Origin of the sequence: Staphylococcus sp. HMSC036D05 (assembly GCF_001836225.1) — a bacterium.
In the GTDB taxonomy this organism is placed as follows: domain Bacteria; phylum Bacillota; class Bacilli; order Staphylococcales; family Staphylococcaceae; genus Staphylococcus; species Staphylococcus caprae.
In genome coordinates, this window is the sequence record NZ_KV827785.1 from 1025 (window position 1) to 18599 (window position 17575).

At 31.4% G+C, this 17575-nt stretch carries 15 protein-coding genes; 12 read left to right on the plus strand and 3 right to left on the minus strand.

Features of this window, described 5'->3' with window-relative positions; translation table 11 throughout:
- The 8 genes from HMPREF2580_RS12110 to nhaC all read left to right on the plus strand — a co-directional run.
- Window positions 1-235 (plus strand): N-6 DNA methylase (locus HMPREF2580_RS12110; RefSeq protein ID WP_141756899.1); only part of this gene is annotated, 235 nt, incomplete at its 5' end.
- Window positions 228-1322 (plus strand): restriction endonuclease subunit S, encoded by a 1095-nt coding sequence (locus HMPREF2580_RS10705; protein ID WP_083321696.1) that lies wholly within the window; start codon window positions 228-230, stop codon window positions 1320-1322. The genes HMPREF2580_RS12110 and HMPREF2580_RS10705, both read left to right, overlap by 8 nt.
- Before the next feature lie 436 nt (window positions 1323-1758).
- Window positions 1759-2673, plus strand: a complete 915-nt coding sequence (locus HMPREF2580_RS10710; RefSeq protein WP_070832890.1) for a DUF5655 domain-containing protein — start codon at window positions 1759-1761, stop codon at window positions 2671-2673.
- 236 nt (window positions 2674-2909) lie between these two features.
- Window positions 2910-3890 carry a sphingomyelin phosphodiesterase gene (gene sph, locus HMPREF2580_RS10715; protein ID WP_176747485.1) on the plus strand — a complete coding sequence of 327 codons (981 nt, stop codon included), beginning with the start codon at window positions 2910-2912 and terminating at the stop codon, window positions 3888-3890.
- A gap of 474 nt (window positions 3891-4364) precedes the next feature.
- Window positions 4365-5069, plus strand: a complete 705-nt coding sequence (locus HMPREF2580_RS10720) for a hypothetical protein (protein ID WP_070832896.1) — start codon at window positions 4365-4367, stop codon at window positions 5067-5069.
- 56 nt (window positions 5070-5125) lie between these two features.
- Window positions 5126-5767 (plus strand): hypothetical protein, encoded by a 642-nt coding sequence (locus tag HMPREF2580_RS10725; RefSeq protein WP_070832899.1) that lies wholly within the window; start codon window positions 5126-5128, stop codon window positions 5765-5767.
- Between the two features lie 525 nt (window positions 5768-6292).
- The gene (gene tdc, locus HMPREF2580_RS10730; RefSeq protein WP_070832902.1) at window positions 6293-8143 is read left to right on the plus strand and encodes a tyrosine decarboxylase; all 1851 of its coding nucleotides are present in this window, start codon (window positions 6293-6295) and stop codon (window positions 8141-8143) included.
- Window positions 8144-8203: 60 nt separating this feature from the next.
- Window positions 8204-9610, plus strand: a complete 1407-nt coding sequence (gene nhaC / locus HMPREF2580_RS10735) for a Na+/H+ antiporter NhaC (protein ID WP_070832905.1) — start codon at window positions 8204-8206, stop codon at window positions 9608-9610.
- 281 nt (window positions 9611-9891) lie between these two features.
- On the opposite strand, the gene HMPREF2580_RS10740 is transcribed toward nhaC, so the two are convergent.
- Window positions 9892-10386, minus strand: a complete 495-nt coding sequence (locus HMPREF2580_RS10740; RefSeq protein WP_070832908.1) for an isoprenylcysteine carboxyl methyltransferase family protein — start codon at window positions 10384-10386, stop codon at window positions 9892-9894.
- 185 nt (window positions 10387-10571) lie between these two features.
- Between HMPREF2580_RS10740 and HMPREF2580_RS10745 the strand changes: the two genes are divergently transcribed.
- Window positions 10572-11591 carry a ketopantoate reductase family protein gene (locus tag HMPREF2580_RS10745; protein ID WP_070832911.1) on the plus strand — a complete coding sequence of 340 codons (1020 nt, stop codon included), beginning with the start codon at window positions 10572-10574 and terminating at the stop codon, window positions 11589-11591.
- 39 nt (window positions 11592-11630) lie between these two features.
- Window positions 11631-12371 carry an acetoacetate decarboxylase gene (locus tag HMPREF2580_RS10750; protein ID WP_070832914.1) on the plus strand — a complete coding sequence of 247 codons (741 nt, stop codon included), beginning with the start codon at window positions 11631-11633 and terminating at the stop codon, window positions 12369-12371.
- A 202-nt stretch (window positions 12372-12573) separates the two neighbouring features.
- On the opposite strand, the gene HMPREF2580_RS10755 is transcribed toward HMPREF2580_RS10750, so the two are convergent.
- On the minus strand, window positions 12574-13554 hold the full coding sequence (locus HMPREF2580_RS10755) for a tRNA dihydrouridine synthase (protein WP_070832917.1): 981 nt from the start codon (window positions 13552-13554) through the stop codon (window positions 12574-12576).
- A gap of 177 nt (window positions 13555-13731) precedes the next feature.
- On the minus strand, window positions 13732-14271 hold the full coding sequence (locus tag HMPREF2580_RS10760; protein WP_037541775.1) for a DUF805 domain-containing protein: 540 nt from the start codon (window positions 14269-14271) through the stop codon (window positions 13732-13734).
- Between the two features lie 566 nt (window positions 14272-14837).
- On the opposite strand from HMPREF2580_RS10760, the gene HMPREF2580_RS10765 reads away from it, so the two are divergent.
- Together HMPREF2580_RS10765 and HMPREF2580_RS10770 are read left to right on the plus strand one after the other, a co-directional pair.
- Window positions 14838-16286: a trypsin-like serine peptidase gene (locus tag HMPREF2580_RS10765; RefSeq protein WP_371106733.1), complete on the plus strand. Its 1449-nt coding sequence runs from the start codon at window positions 14838-14840 to the stop codon at window positions 16284-16286.
- Between the two features lie 233 nt (window positions 16287-16519).
- Window positions 16520-17569, plus strand: a complete 1050-nt coding sequence (locus HMPREF2580_RS10770) for an ABC transporter permease (protein WP_070832920.1) — start codon at window positions 16520-16522, stop codon at window positions 17567-17569.
- The last annotated feature ends 6 nt before the right edge of the window (window positions 17570-17575 follow it).

Here is a 17575-nt window from a genome sequence, read left to right on the forward strand (position 1 = left end):
ATACAGTCAAAGAGAAACGATAGATAAATACAGTTATGTCGCTACTTTAGATGAAATTAAAGAGAATGATTATAACCTCAATATTCCAAGATACGTAGACACCTTCGAAGAAGAAGAACCGATTGACTTAGAACAAGTTCAACAACAACTTAAAGATATTGATAAAGACATCGCCAACGTAGAATCAGAAATCAACGAATACCTCAAAGAACTAGGAGTGTTGAACAATGACTGATCATCAAAATACTCCAGAATTGAGATTTTCAGAATTTAAAGACGAGTGGAAATTATACTCTTTAAAAGAGATTGGAAATTTCAAAAATGGAATAAATAAAGATAAAGATAGCTTTGGCTGTGGCTTTCCATTTGTTAATTTAAATGATGTTTTTAATGGAAAAAAAATACAACTCAAAGATTTGAGTCTTATTGATTCTACTATTAAAGAAAGAAAAGAATATAATCTCCTAAAAGGTGATACTTTATTTATTCGTTCTTCAGTTAAACCGAGTGGTGTTGGTCTTACAAAAGTGATAGAAAATGATTTGAAAGATACAGTGTATAGTGGATTTTTAATTCGTTTCAGAAATACTAATTTAGCTATCAATTTTAAAAAAGTTGCTTTTCATACTACTTCTGTTAGAAAGCAAATAATCTCTTTTTCTAGCACTAGTGCAAATACAAACATTAATCAAGATTCATTAAAAAAAGTCAAAATACGCCTTCCATTTATTGAAGAACAAGAAAAAATCGGCAATTTATTTAGCAAACTCGACCGTCAGATTGAGTTAGAAGAAGAGAAGCTTGAACTTTTAGAACAACAGAAGAAAGGTTATATGCAAAAGATTTTCTCACAAGAGTTAAGATTTAAAGATGAAAATGGCAATGAATATCCAGAATGGAGTATAAAGAAATTAAAAGATATAGCCGAAATTATTGGTGGAGGAACACCTAGTACAAAAGATGATACTTATTGGGATGGTAATATAAATTGGTTTTCACCAGTTGAAATAGGAGATAAAGATTTTGTTAACGAAAGTCAAAAGATGATAACTGAAAAAGGACTACGAAAAAGCTCAGCCAAACTTTTACCAATTGGCACTGTTCTATTTACATCTAGAGCTGGAATAGGAAAAACAGCAATACTTTCTAAAGAATCAACAACTAATCAAGGTTTTCAATCTATTGTACCTAAAGAAAATTTATTAGATTCTTATTTTATATACTCTATGACAAGTCTATTAAAGAGATGTGCTGAAAGAGTAGGAGCAGGTTCAACGTTTACAGAAGTTTCAAGAAAGCAGATGGAAGAAATCAAAATATAGACTCCTACAATAAAAGAGCAACAAAAAATAGGAAAATTATTTTATAAAATTAATCGTTTGTTAGAAACCCAAAAAATTAGAATAGCATTATTAAAAGAACGAAAACAAGGATTACTTCAGAAGATGTTTATTTAAGTTAAGATGTAAACAAATTGAAAGTTAAAAAAGTAAGATATTAGTAAAAAATGGGTATGAGAGAAAAATTTCTCATGCCCACTTTTTATAAATTTCAAATATAAAAAATGACTTATATTTTTATATAATTCCAAGTAAGTTAATAAATGATAAAAGGAAATTAATATACCTTACAATAGAGGGTGAATTTTTATGAGAATTTCAAGGTAACATTTTTGGTCAAAAATAGATTACAATTAAGTATCGAATAATAGTTAAGTTAGTTAATATAGTTAGAATAGACAAATGGAGTTGAATTATTTTGGGAGACATAAAACTTTTTAGTATCGATGAAGGGAACACTCACGAATTACGTGGAGAATCGCTCGCTATAGAAAAGTCATTACAACAAATTATAGAAAATAATGCTGAAAAGTTGTTAGGTATTAACTTTTTGGCAACAGAATATACAACAGGAAAAAATCATGCTGGAAGAATAGATACACTTGCTATTGATGAAAATTATTCTCCTGTTATTATCGAATACAAACGTACAACTAATGAAAATGTTATTAATCAAGGGTTATTTTATTTAGATTGGTTACTTGATCATAAAGCTGAATTCGAACTCATAGTAATGAAAAAGTTAGGTAGGGAGTTTTCAGATAAAATAGATTGGTCTTCTCCAAGATTACTTTGTATTGCTGGGGGATTTACTAGGTATGATGAGCATGCCGTAAAACAAATTAATCGAAATATAGAACTTTATCGGTATAAATATTTTGAAAATAAATTTTTAATGCTTGATTTAGTCAATGCTACTTTTACATTTAAAAGTAAGGAAAAAACAGTTGATAATACATACGAAGATAATGAAAAAGATACGTATTTATCTAAACAATTGAGTTTATCTGATGAAAATGTAACTAATTTATACTATGAGTTATATGAGTATCTTATGAGCATGGGAGAAGACGTACAATTTAAAGAATTAAAATTCTATTTAGCATTCAAGAGAATAAAAAACTTTGCTTGTGTTGAAATTCTTCCTAATCAACAAAGACTTTTACTTTACGTCAAAGTAGATATGAGTAATGTTGTGGTGGAAGAAAGGTTTACTAGAGACGTGTCTAAAATTGGACACTATGGTACTGGGAACTTATCTTTAGAAATTCGTAGCAAAGAAGATCTTGAAAAGGCAAAAAAATTCATAGACGAAAGTTATGAAAATAATTAATATAAGTAAGAATAATCCTAATATAAAATTATAATTTCGACTTTATGATTTTAGCAGTATTCAATATTAAACCACACATTCTTTTTTGTTGAAATAACACTCAATTTTCTAACAGAATCCTTATTATTTTAATTTTTTATTAAAATTTTATTTAGATATAGTAATTTTCGAAAATAGCACAATTTCATTTGTTACAATCATTTCATCAAATGAAATGAGGTGTAATAATGAGGTATTTGAACTGGTCACGCAAATGTATAATAACTACGATTTTCGTATTAAGCAGTTTATTATTAGTATTTTCGTCAATTACATATGCTAAAGAACGCAATCCTGAAGACAGCCTTAACATCACAACACATAACGTTTATTTCTTGCCTACAGCCATATATCCCAATTGGGGACAATCTCAACGCGCTGATTTAATTTCAAAAGCTGATTATATACAAGGTCAAGACGTCGTAATTTTTAATGAATTATTTGATAAAAAAGCATCCCATCGACTTTTAACAAATTTAAAATCACAATATCCTTATCAAACGCCTATTGTTGGTAAAGGTACAGAAGGTTGGCAGAAAACATCTGGTTCCTATAGAAAAGTAAAACAAGTAAGCGGTGGAGTTGGCATCGTGAGCAAATGGCCTATCGTCCAACAAGAACAACATATTTACAAAGATGGTTGTGGTGCTGACAAGCTAAGCAATAAAGGCTTTGCTTACATTAAAATTAATAAAAACGGTAAATACCATCATATTATCGGAACGCACCTTCAAGCCGAAGATCCAACGTGCATGAAAGGAAAAGACCAAAGCATTAGACAGAGTCAAATGAATGAAATCAAACAATTTATCAAAGATAAACATATTCCTAAAAATGAACCCGTATATATCGGCGGTGATTTAAATGTCATTAAAGGTTCAGATGAATATCAGCAAATGCCTGATAACTTGAACGTTTCATTGCCTACACAATTTGAGGGTAATCCCTATAGTTGGGATACTCAAAGCAACAGCATTGCAAAATATAATTATCCTAAATTAGAACCGCAACATTTAGACTATATTTTACTAGATCGAGACCATGCACAACCAAGCTCATGGCATAATTATGTACACAAAGCAAAGGCGCCAGAATGGTCTGTGAAATCATGGGGCAAGACTTACAAATATAACGACTATTCAGACCATTATCCACTTTCTGCATATGCATCAAATTAATATTATTATATGGGCGTTAAATTTTTAATTCTCAATACTTAAAATGGGAGCTATATGGAAATCAAAATTCAAATTGATTTCTCATATAGCTCCTTGTTTTTTTACTAAATCCTAACTTATCAGTCCTTAAAAACTCTAATTAAATTTAAAGAATTTGTACATTTTGGTTTAAAAGTAAAATTAGATTCAATAGTTATTAAAGCACCGCATCATCAAACAAAGCTAATTTTAGTATGTTTTTGTCGTATTTATTTATCAAAAGATTAATATTTTAGAGAAGGTAGACTGCGGTAACTATCCGGTAATTCTTACCTTATGTTATTGGTTTTAATATCAAGAAAAGAAAAAGACGATACTATTTATTAATTTTACATAAATATTAAATTTATTTGTTTATATCACTTTAAAAAACAAAAAATTGTATGATAAGGATGTGATTAATTATTTATAAAGTCAAAATTGAAGGAGTTCAGTATGGAAATCACAAGTTTAATTACTTTAATTGTCATTTTAGGTATAGGTTATTTGATTATTAATGGGATTAGAAAGAAATCTCAACAAACTTTCAGTGAGGATAAGTTAGACCATATTGACCATAGTGGATATGGTAATGGGAAATATTTTTATCAAGCGCCGAGTATGATTTTAGATAATCAGTATATTCCAATTTATGGTAAAAAAAGGTTATGTCATATTCCATATTATAAAGATAGTAGTCAAAAGATGAGAAGTATATTTGGTTTGAAACCATTACATGGCACGCAAGTTAGGTCTGATGATTACTCAGTTATTATAGAACGTGTGGAAGGTATCACTAATTTTGCTTTGTATCGAGTGCTTTTAAATGGAGAAGAGATAGGCACTTTCAAAAAAGATAAAATGATTAAAGAAGGCGGGTTCAACCGTTTATTCCCGTATAGTTTTGTCAATAAAGCTAAGGAAAGTTATCGTTTTGAGAATCCAGATCGATTTCATTCTACGGTGATTAAAGATGAACATAGTAACATTATTTTATCAGCCGAACGTACAGCGCTAGATTATAAAAAAAGTAAAAAAACAAATAAACGTGGGGAACAAAATCAGATTAAAGTAAATAATAATAGTAAATATCCTGACGAGGTATGGTTGGCATTATATATACAAGCTTGCATTACATATCAAACGTTAGACAAGCAATAATTCGATTAAATAAGACGCTAAAATAATGAAATATTTTATATTAAGGAGAGATAATTATGTTAATTTTGGGGGATTACGCTTCGGAAACATCGACCTATAATCGGATGGGTATTGTAGATTGGGTGTTTGAAGTTTTTGGAAAAGATATATTGATATTTACGATTATTGCTGTTCTTTATTTTGTAATGATTAAAGTATTTAGTTTACTCATTTATCGTAAAACAGAAAAATTAGATACATACGATAAAATAGCTACTAAATTGGATGGGCCATTAAAATATCTATTAAGTTTATTGTTCTTTATTTTAGTGACTTTAGGCGTTATTCAAGTTATAAGTTATTACTTACTTGCAACGGGATTCTTCTGGATTATTATATTTACCGTTGGACTTGCAATGATATTTATTCTATTTCCATATTTTATGATTTTTTTACCTTTTTTCAAACGAAACAAATATTGGGGATTTCTGAAGACAATTCCGTGGGTGATTATCATGGCAGGAACTACAGTCTATGCTATTGATATAATGTTAGATACCAATACAAAGATATATACTGATGAAGGCGGTTCTGGTTATATAGAGGGAAGCATATTTATAAAAGAATTAGGCGGTGCATCTTACATATTAGCATCCTTATTAGGCATAGCCATGATTATTATTAAAATTGTGGCTACAAAGCATACAAAAACGAAATAAACGACCTCTAATCAGTCGGAAAATCAATAAATTATAATGTATAAATTGAAAAAACATATGAGCTAAAATGAGTAATATTGTTAATTTTAGTAGACAATTGAACTGAGAAAGCGATTATATAGGCTCTATACTAAATTGGACTGGTGAGAATTTAAAAGTTCTCATCAGTCCATATTTTTAGGTTTTAAAAATCAAAACTATTCAATTATTAAAATTGTGTTAATAGTAAAATAATTTATTAACATTTATATAAAAATTCTGAAAAAACTTTTTAATTTGTGGTATATATTTGCTCATGTTATAGTTTTTTTGTAAGGCAATTTCTTAATTTAGTAATTTTTTTAAATTATGTGAAGTTGCCTTATTTTTTATAAATCAATTTAGTGTAAAATCACTAATTTAAAGTGCATATTATTGAGATTTTTTTATTTGTAAAACGTTCATAAAATGTCCGTAGATTTTCTGATAAAAAATCACACATTAGGAGGGTGCTTGAACGGGATAAAATACTAGGAGGTATTATTTATGAATAAAAAAAACTTAGAGAAAAATGATTTAAATTTACATGCATTATTTATAGGAGACAAAGCCGAAAATGGCCAGCTATATAAAGAAATACTAATTAATATGGTTGATGAACATCTTGGTTGGCGACAAAATTACATGCCTCAAGATCGACCAGTGATTACACCTCAAGAAAAAAATTCAGAAAAATACATAAAAACGGTAAATCATATGAATGAAGTAATGAATGAAATTTCTGCACGGATGAGAACACATTCAGTTCCATGGCACACTGCTGGACGATATTGGGGACATATGAATACAGAAACTTTAATGCCGTCTATTTTAGCCTATAATTTTGCCATGTTGTGGAATGGAAATAATGTTGCTTATGAATCTTCTCCAGCTACTTCTCAAATGGAAGAAGAAGTGGGATATGAATTCGCTGATTTAATGAGTTATAAAAATGGATGGGGACATATTGTTGCTGATGGTTCTTTAGCAAACCTAGAAGGATTATGGTATGCACGTAATATCAAATCTCTTCCTTTAGCTATGAAAGAAGTAGCTCCTGAATTAGTAGAAGGAAAATCTGAATGGGAATTACTAAATATGCCAACAAAAGAAATTGTAGACTTAACTGAAAAAGCAGGAGAAAAATTCGATGATATAAAAAATAATTCAGCAAGAAGTGGAAGAAATTTACAAAAATTAGGTAAATGGTTGGTTCCCCGAACTAAGCATTATTCATGGTTAAAATCAGCAGATATTATTGGCATTGGCTTAGATCAAGTAGTATCTGTTCCAGTTGATGATTCATATAGAATGGATATAGATGAATTAGAAAAAATTGTAAGACAATTAGCTTCAGATGACATCCCAATACTAGGCGTAGTCGGAGTAGTTGGATCAACGGAAGAAGGAGCGATTGACGGTATAGATAAAATTGTTAATCTTAGAGAAAAATTAATGATGGAAGGTATTTATTATTATATTCATGTAGATGCTGCTTACGGTGGTTATGGTAGATCTATTTTCTTAAATGAAGACAATGAATTTATTCCATATGAAAATTTAGAAGAAGTTCATAAAGAATATGGTGTATTTACAGAAAATAAAAAATTTATAACTAAAGAGGTTTATGACGCCTATAAAGCTATAGAATTAACTGAATCTGTTACTATCGACCCTCATAAAATGGGCTATATTCCCTATTCTGCAGGTGGCATTGTAATTAAAGATATTAGAATGAGAGAAGTAATTTCATATTTTGCTACTTATGTATTTGAAAAAGGAGCAGAAGTTCCTGCACTATTGGGTGCATATATCTTAGAAGGATCTAAAGCAGGAGCAACAGCTGTAGCTGTCTGGGCTGCACATCATGTATTACCATTAAATATTTCTGGTTACGGAAAATTAATAGGTGCTTCTATAGAAGGCGCTTTAAGATTTTATGATTTCTTAAATCAACAATCATTTAAAGTCGGTGATAAAGAAATTGAAGTTCATTCACTAGTACGCCCTGATTTCAATATGGTAGATTATGTGTTTAAAGAAAAAGGTAATAATGATTTAGTAGAAATGAATAAATTAAACCATGCTTTTTATGAACAAGCATCATATGTAGCTGAAAATATTTACAATAATGAATTTATCACGTCTCATACTGATTTTGCTATTTCTGATTATGGAAATAGCCCACTCAAATTTGTGGAAGATTTAGGATTTTCTGAAGAAGAATGGTATAGAGCTGGCAAAGTAACAATATTAAGAGCTGCTGTACTTACTCCTTATATGAATGAACAAGAAAACTTTGAAAAATATGTACCGAAAATACAAGCTGCAATGCAAGATAAATTAAGAAATCTATGAAAATAAATGCGTATTTTTAAGATGATTATATAGTATTTATCTTAAAAGGAAGTGTACATAATGAATGGCCAAGAAATTAAAAAGAAGAAAGAAGTATCTTTTGTAGAAAGTTTTATTATATTAATATCCTTATTAATAATATTAGGATACCTTATAATAATAGAAAAATTACCTCCCCATGTACCTATTTTATTAGTGTTTATGATTTTAATATTCTATGGAAAATTTAAAGGATTTACTTGGGATGAAATACAAGATGGAATTGTTTCAGGAATAAGTTCTGGTATCATACCAATAATAATATTTTTATTAATAGGAGTTTTAGTAGCAACATGGATAATGTCAGGTACAATTCCAACAATAATGGTCTATGGATTTAAAATAATTTCTATAAGATATTTTTTACTCACTGTTTTTATTGTGTGTAGTATTGTAGGAGTTACAGTGGGTAGTTCTTTTACTACAATTTCTACTATGGGTATAGCATTTTTAGGTATTGGGCATATTTTAGGATTTGATAATGCTATGACTGCTGGGGCAATAGTATCTGGTGCATTTTTAGGAAATAATATTTCACCATTGTCCGACACAACTAATTTAGCGGCAGGTGTTGGGAAAGTGGATTTATTTGAGCATATTTTAAATGTTAAGTGGACAGCTATACCGGCATTGTTATTATCTAGTATAGGTTATATTTTGTTAGGTGCGCCAAATATTTCTTCTGATTTAAGTGGTGTTAAATCTATGATAAGCACATTAAACGAAGGATTTTGGATTTCCCCAATTACTTTAGTACCAGTAATATTTCTTTTATTGTTTGCTTGGAAAAAAGTGCCGGCAATTCCAACATTATTAGTTGGATCAGTAGTAGCCATTATCTTATCATTAATTAATAATCCTCATTTAAGCTTTCAAAATATCGGAAAAGTAATAATGACAGGATATGTATCACATACTGGAAGTAAAAACATTGATGTTCTTTTGTCTAGAGGTGGTATATCTAGTATGTTGAGTTCTGCGTGCTTAATTATTTTAGCTTTAGGACTAGGCGGATTGTTGATTAAATTTAAAATAATATCTACATTGATAATAAAAATTAAAAATTTTGTAAATGCGCCATTTAAATTAGTAAGTCTTACAGCGATAAGTTCAATAATGGTAAATGTACTTGTGGGAGAACAGTATTTATCTGTCATTCTTCCAGGAGAAACATTTAGAAATTCATTTGATTGGCTGGGATTAAATAAAAAACATTTAACAAGAACACTTGCTGATGCAGGTGTAGCTGTCAACGCATTAATTCCTTGGGGAGTAAGTGGTACTTTTATAATGGGAGCGCTTAAAGTAAGTGCCTTAGACTATTTACCTTATGCATTTTTCCCACTACTATGTCCCATAATAACCATTATTTTAGGATTTACATTGAAAAATAAAATATCAAAAAATAAGATGACTTCACAAGAATAACATTTAGGTGTAAAAAACACATTAAATAGAAGACCAATACATATTGAAGGTAATCTGATAGAAGGGTAAGTATGAGGGTTGTCTGAAGTAAGACAGCCGACATGGTTAAATTGACCTCGTCATTATGATGGAACTCTCCACAACTGCACACATTTCACTGAAAGTTCATACCTAACTAATTTATTGCACCACATTATAAAAAGCCTGTTGTCACGGATAAATGAGCACGTCACACTTCAAAGACGTTTCATCATCTATATCGTGATGACAGGCTTTTCCTTTTATATCTTCATTAATTTCTCTTCTTGTTTAATACGCACGTATAAGAAATATGCATATGGAATTAATAATATCGTTGTATACGTAGCGTGTGTTAACAACAACACGCCGATTAACTCTGGAACGATATTTAAGAAGTAATTTGGATGCTTCGTCACTTTATATAATCCAGATTTAATAATAGGATGATTTGGCAAAATAAATAATTTCAATGTCCAAATTCCACCCAATGTTCTAATGACTATAAATAACATAATATATGCAAATATTAATATCATTAAGCCAATGCCGTTGACTAAGCTAAAAGAATCTTTATTCATCAATGCTTCTACGCCTGCACAAACATAGATGAATACATGAGTGATTGCTAGAAATTTTGAATTGTTAGCGCCATATTCAACTGCACCGTCTGCTTTTAATTGTTGGGAATGGTTGATGGATATTTTTAAGCTGATGAGTCGTATACAGAAAAAGATAAATAATATAGTTAAAATCATGATGTCCTCCGTTTTTGTTATATGTATAAACTTTGATAACATAAAGTATTTTATAGAGGAAAAGCATGAAATACTATTAACTATTTATTAATTTTAGTAAACGTGTGCAGTAAAAGGAATATAAATTTATAAGATTTAATTTTGAAAAATGTGGTAGAAAGAATTATAAAGGAGGCAGATTGATTATGAAAATAGCTATTTACGGAGCAGGATCTCTTGGAACAATTATGGGTGCGTTCTTATCTGAATCAAACCCAGACGTTGATTTAATCGATGTGAATGAAGCACATGTCAATGAATTAAATAATAACGGTGCACATATCGTAGGCAAGGTAGATTATTCACAGAATGTAAAAGCTCTTACACCTAGTCAAATCAACGATAAATACGATATCGTTCTACTTTTAACTAAACAAGTCTTTAATAAAGATGTATTGCCAACAGTAAAGGAAATTCTTAAAGAGGAGGGCGTGTTAGTTTCACTACAAAATGGTGTACCAGAGGAATTTATTCAACAAACAATTCCAAAAGAACAAATTGTAGCTGGATCAGTTGAATTCGGTGCAACGTTCGAAGGCCCAGGTAAATCCAAACTTACTACTGAATTTGAATCTTTCAAAGAAAATGCGATTCAAATTGGTGAATTAAACGGAGAAATCACTGAACGTATACAAAATATCCAAAAAGCACTTTCTCCTATTGGTGGTATTAGTATATCTGAAAATTTACCAGGTACTAAATGGGCTAAATTAATTATAAATAGTGCCTTTAGTGGTATGTCTGCAGCTACTGGAGGAACATATGGTGACGTTGTAGATAATGATACAGGCGCTAAAGCAGCACTCTATGCAATTAATGAAGTAATTAACGTTGGTAAAAGTGCAGGAATTGAATTTGTAAGTTTAAGCGTACTAGATTATAAATATTTTGAAGAAATTACAAATGTTGAAAAACAAATTGATGAAATGAGAGAAATGATTAAACACTCTAGATCATTAGAAGCAAGCATGCTTCAAGATTTACAAAAACAACGCCCAACAGAAATCGATTATATTAACGGTATCGTTACAAAATTAGGCAAAGAAAATAACGTTAACACACCAGTTAACGATTTAATTGTAGAGATTGTTTCAGATGCCCAAAATCAAAAAACAGTACCTGATTTCAATGAAAGTATAGAAAAATTTAAATCAGTTGTAGAATAAAATTGGAATGATTGATTCATTTAAAGGAGCATTTAAACAATGAAAAAAGAAGACGTTCAAAACGTTGCTTCAACACCAGTGAACTCACCTATTTACCCACTCACTGAAATATATTTCAGAGACCGCGAATATTTAAATATTGTATATGAAACTGATAAAGAAGCTTTAGAAAAGGTTGTTCCAGAACCCTTAAAAGTCATTGATAATAAAATCAAATTTGAAATTATCAGCATGCCTGATGCTACAGGTCTAGGTAGTTATATGGAAGCAGGTCAAGTTATTCCTGTTGAATATAACGGTGAACAGGGCGAATTTTATCTATCAATGTATGTAGATAACCAAGCAGCTATCGCATCAGGACGAGAAATTTCTGCTTTTCCAAAAAAATCGGGTGAACCTAATCTTTATGTAGACAACGATGTCATTGTAGGAACTTTAGATTATCGTTCTCTACGAGTAGCTCAAGCGACGATGGGATACGATTATTATAAAATGGAAGATCAAGAAGCAATTGATGCGATTACGCAACCGCAATTTATGTTAAAGCAATTCAGAGATTATGATACGACTTTAATTAAAAATGAATTAACACGTAGCCAAATTACAGATATTCAATTAAAACGTGCTTACAGAAGTCCAGCTAGATTACAATTATTCGAACATGTGATGGCACCACTAGCTGACTTCCCAGTTAGAAAAATTGTTGATGCACAACATATCATTGCGGATTTATCTTTAGGACAACCCGAACCCATCTATGATTATTTAAAAGACGAATAATCTAATGTAGTATTAAAAGCTTCTTATATAAGGTAAATATATACAAGCTCTAAAAGTTGGAATAACACGCACAACTTTTAGAGCTTATTTTTTATACAATAAAACACCCCTGTTAACCGAGTGATTAACAGGGGATATTTGTGCGATTAAGTTTACAGTTATAAGTGATAGTCATTTGCTTCTTAACTTGCAATGGCGATTGTTAAGACTCTCCACTACCGTCCATTCTTGCTTCAAATTCATCAAGTAATGCACGTGCTTCGTCTACAGTTTCGGTGCTCATCAATTGATGTCGTAGTTGGCTCGCGCCTTTAATACCGCGGACATAGATTTTAAAGAATCTGCGTAAAGCTTTGAATTGTTGAGTTTCTTCAGTAGAATGCTTTTCAAACAATGTTAAGTGTAATCTAAACAAGTCTAATAACTCTTTGCTTGTATGTTCGCGTGGTTCCTTTTCAAAAGCAAAAGGATTGTGGAAAATGCCTCTACCAATCATGACACCATCAATGCCATATTGAGTTGCAAGTTCCATACCTGTTTGTCTATCTGGAATATCACCATTAATTGTTAATAACGTATCTGGTGCAATCTCGTCTCGCAAGTTCTTGATTGCTTCGATTAATTCCCAGTGAGCATCTACTTTACTCATCTCTTTACGACTGCGTAGATGGATAGATAAGTTTGCGATGTCTTGTTCGAAGACATGTTTCAACCAATCTTTCCACTCGTCTATATCATAGTAACCAAGGCGTGTTTTAACACTTACTGGTAAACCGCCTTCTTTAGTTGCTTGAATAATTTCAGCTGCTCTTTCAGGACGAAGAATTAAGCCTGAACCTTTACCTTTTTTCGCAACATTCGCTACAGGGCAACCCATATTTAGATCAATGCCTTTAAAGCCCATATCTGCTAAGCCAATACTCATTTCTCGGAATTGCTCTGGCTTGTCTCCCCATATATGAGCGACCATAGGTTGTTCATCTTCACTAAATGTTAAGCGCCCACGTACACTGTGTATACCTTCAGGGTGACAATAACTCTCAGTATTTGTAAATTCAGTGAAAAACACATCCGGTCTAGCTGCTTCGCTCACAACATGACGAAAGACGATATCTGTCACGTCTTCCATAGGAGCCAAAATGAAAAATGGACGTGGTAATTCACTCCAAAAATTTTCTTTCATAATATATTTAAACCTTCTTCATTATAAGTATCTCGAATTTTTACGCATGATGATATTACCACAAAAGATGAACTTATACAAAAGGAATTTTCCAGTTATAACCATGAAAGCGGGAGGTCTTCCAGTAGTCTAAAAGATGTAATATTTAAGATAATTTACATAAAATTTATCTAAAGACTAGTTAATTCTTTCTCTATTACCACTATATTTAGTACGTTGACAAGCTAGGACTATAAATACAATTGCAAATGGAAAAGCGATTAAATTGCCAAAACTACTTACGTAATCACCAACTAGGAACGGTTGAAAGAACCATTGTAAACCTATAGGTATAATTGCCCAATAGATTGACTGATTGGTGTCACGCATTCTTCTTGCACCAATTGATGTTAGAGGTAAATAAAAAATCGTTAATGCAAGTTGATCTATAAAACTGTCTTGAGCTGATAACAGGTATAAGAAGAGAAAAACTAAGACGCCTGTTAAAGCATTGAATAAGTAGAACCACCAAAACCCTCTACGTGATGTTATCCCTTTGTAATTAAAAATATGTTTCCAACCATCTATGAAAAGTTCGAAAGGATTTTTCTTACTATGTTGATTGTTAGTTTGAAAATCTTGATTAGAATTCGAGTTTAACTTTTCTATGTTATGTCCACAATTAGAACAAAATCTAGAATCTCCTTCTATTTTAGTACCACAATTAGAACAATACATTTTATTCATCTCTTTTCATTTTATTTATCAGTTCTCTTTTTTATTGCTAACTTGATTCTTGTTAGAACTATGAGCATTTGTATCAGTATTAAATAGCGTATCTCTTGCAAAACTTACTACAAATAATACTAGTCCAATAAATACTAATTATAGAATTGCAATTAATAGAATATTAATAGCTTTTTTCATTGTTTATCCCCTTTACTATAATAGTTTGAATTTCAGTAAGCTCATTTTATACAATTTTTATAGTTTTATCCACTACATTTTTTTTGGTTTTATTTATGAATTAATTTTTATACTAGCTATTAATGAACGCTTATAAAATGTCATTGATTATAAATATGATTAATGATAAAACGCTCCTTCATAATAACTTCCAACTTGATTTTAAACTGTAAAAAACTTTATTAATATCGTGTTGTTTATATTGTGTCAAACTCATTTATACATTATAGTGAAAATACATATAAAAATTATACCTATGTTTTAAGAAAGTGGGGAAATACATAGTGAATAAAGGGGATATATTGGGAAGATTCACTCGTATCATTGTTGCATTGTTGATGATCATTGGTTTATCTGCGTTATTTCAAATCAATGAAGCGGGTGCCACAACTAAAGAGAATATTGTAAAGGCGAAAGGGACGCCAAAACAACAAGTAGGTATTCAACACAATCATCATGTAGCTAAAACTAAAAGTAATATTCAACCGACACAAGTCACTCAGAATAGTAAGTATCGTACGCCAAAGACTAAACCAACTTCAACACAATATGTAAAACACACACACTCATCTTCGAATCATGTGGTACCAAATAATAGTCAGAAATATCGTATTGTCAATCGTAAGGGGACGTTATTTTCAAGACAAACTGCGAAACCTCAGCATCGAACAATAGTTAAGCACGCAATAGTTCATCACAAAGTGACACCAGCCACTGTTAAATCTCAAAAGAAAACGAAGGTCGTGCATCCAGTACATAAACATCCACAATGGTTATCGCAAGCAACAAAGACGAGAAAGATTTCGTCATCTTCAAAAGTCTCAAAATCCAAGACATCACGAACTTCAAAGACAGCGACAAAATCAAAAGTCACAACGTCTAAAACTTCAAAATCAAAAGTCACAAAAGCTAAACCTGTAAAACCGAGCGTTAAACCTTCAATAAGAACTGCGACTAAAACCACGCATTCACAACCTCAAAAGAATTACTACAATAAGCCACCTAAACGTTGGCCATCCAATGTACCAGGTGGTGACAACGTGCGTGATTTCGGGCAAACGACGAAAGAATCAGGCCTTGATGACGCTTTAAAAATCATGAAGAAGTCTGGCAATAAAGGTGTTTCAATTGAACATACTAAGGCGAAGGACGCTAATATCGGGATGGTATTTAATTGGAATCCAACAGCCAAACAATTAACTTACGGTACGGGGACAGCAATTGGTAGACATACGATTTTAACTGCTAATCATGTAGTCAATGATCAACGTGCACATAAACCTTTAACACCTTCACAGCCACAGAATATGAGAATTAGCTTGTTACAGGAAGGTTCTAAAGTTGGGCGTTCGCTTGAAGTATTCGGCGTTCAAATGCTGCAATATGGTGATGTTGCTTTAGTTTACACATATGAAGACATATCAAAATATATGAAAATACGTAAAATCGCTTCAGAAACTACCATTAAATCAATGAAAGCCAACACGCCTATCCATATGTATCACTATGGTACGCCGAGCGGAAAATATAAAAACGATCCAGCTGGCACAATGTACCATTCCAAAGGTAAATATTCGATGACAGCACGCAATGTCAATCCTATTGGTTACTATCAAATGATGGCTGAACCTGGTTCGTCTGGTGGGGCAGTCTTAAATAGTAAAAATGAAATTGTCGGTGTACATGCGTTCAGAGTAGATTCAGGAGATTACAAGACATATCATTTAAACACTATGGCAGAAATCAGAGGGAAGTTACGTAAAGAAATAATCGATAATATTTTATAGGGTTGATTGATGGTATAGTACGAAAATTGATTGCGCACGAATTGAAAATATGAAGTAATTTAAGTTTGGACCTTCAAAGGAGTATAAACTTTAAATTAGAACTCGGCTAGGCAACGTTGTGTTGCTTAGCTTTTTTCATATTTAGCCTATAAGTTCATATAAGTGTATTTATTATATCCTGTAACTTAATCATTGCTATACTAGGGTAACGGTATAAACGAAGGAGGTACTATATGTTTCTTGCATGGAATGAGATTAAACGCAATAAGCTTAAGTTCGGCCTAATCATTGGTATTTTAGTTCTCATTAGTTATTTATTATTTTTACTTTCGGGCTTAGCTAATGGCTTAATCAATATGAACACAGAAGGAATTAAGAAGTGGAAGGCGGATGCCATTGTTTTAAATAAAGATGCGAATCAAACTGTTCAACAATCTATTTTCAAGACGTCTAAAGTAGGAGATCAGTTTAAAGAGACGTCATCATTGAAGCAGATGGGCGTGATCGCCTCCAATGGTAGTCATGAAGAGAATGCATTACTCTTTGGTGTTAAATCAGATTCATTTCTAATTCCGAAAATCACTAAAGGCAAAAAGTTCACTAAAGATAATGAGGTTGTGATTGATCAGACACTTAAGGATAAAGGCTTTAAAGTAGGAGATGAGATTAAATTATCTCAGTCTGATGAAAAGTTACATATCGTAGGTGTCTCAGAAAGCGCTAAATATAATGCTTCGCCAGTCATTTTCACTAATAATAAAACAATACAGAAAATTAATCCGGCTCTAACATCCGATAAAACAAATGCAGTGGTTGTACGAGATAACCATTGGAAAGATAAAAAAGTGAATAACGACCTTGAAGTCATAGGTATAAATAAATTTATTGAAGACCTCCCTGGATACAAACCACAAAATTTAACAATGAACTTTATGATTACATTCTTATTTGTGATTTCAGCAACAGTGATTGGCGTCTTCTTGTATGTCATTACATTGCAGAAGAAGAACTTATTTGGCGTATTGAAAGCGCAAGGATTTACCAATGGTTTCTTGATGAAGATGGTTTTAGCACAAACATTTATCCTTGCACTGATTGGTACTTTGATAGGTTTAGTACTTACATTACTCACAAGTTTAATTTTACCTGAGGCAGTGCCGGTACAATTTAATATGATGACGCTGATTCTGTTTGGAATAGTCTTGATACTGACTTCTCTCGTTGGCAGTTTATTCTCAGTGGCATCTATTAGAAAGATTGACCCACTTAAAGCAATAGAATAAGGAGGT

Coding starts and splice junctions, on each gene's coding strand:
- HMPREF2580_RS10705 (WP_083321696.1), top strand. CDS start 228: ATGACTGATCATCAAAATACTCCAGAATTGAGATTTTCAGAATTTAAA.
- HMPREF2580_RS10720 (WP_070832896.1), top strand. CDS start 4,365: ATGGAAATCACAAGTTTAATTACTTTAATTGTCATTTTAGGTATAGGT.
- HMPREF2580_RS10725 (WP_070832899.1), top strand. CDS start 5,126: ATGTTAATTTTGGGGGATTACGCTTCGGAAACATCGACCTATAATCGG.
- tdc (WP_070832902.1), top strand. CDS start 6,293: ATGAATAAAAAAAACTTAGAGAAAAATGATTTAAATTTACATGCATTA.
- nhaC (WP_070832905.1), top strand. CDS start 8,204: ATGAATGGCCAAGAAATTAAAAAGAAGAAAGAAGTATCTTTTGTAGAA.
- HMPREF2580_RS10740 (WP_070832908.1), bottom strand. CDS start 10,386: ATGATTTTAACTATATTATTTATCTTTTTCTGTATACGACTCATCAGC.
- HMPREF2580_RS10745 (WP_070832911.1), top strand. CDS start 10,572: ATGAAAATAGCTATTTACGGAGCAGGATCTCTTGGAACAATTATGGGT.
- HMPREF2580_RS10750 (WP_070832914.1), top strand. CDS start 11,631: ATGAAAAAAGAAGACGTTCAAAACGTTGCTTCAACACCAGTGAACTCA.
- HMPREF2580_RS10755 (WP_070832917.1), bottom strand. CDS start 13,554: ATGAAAGAAAATTTTTGGAGTGAATTACCACGTCCATTTTTCATTTTG.
- HMPREF2580_RS10760 (WP_037541775.1), bottom strand. CDS start 14,271: ATGTATTGTTCTAATTGTGGTACTAAAATAGAAGGAGATTCTAGATTT.
- HMPREF2580_RS10765 (WP_371106733.1), top strand. CDS start 14,838: ATGATCATTGGTTTATCTGCGTTATTTCAAATCAATGAAGCGGGTGCC.
- HMPREF2580_RS10770 (WP_070832920.1), top strand. CDS start 16,520: ATGTTTCTTGCATGGAATGAGATTAAACGCAATAAGCTTAAGTTCGGC.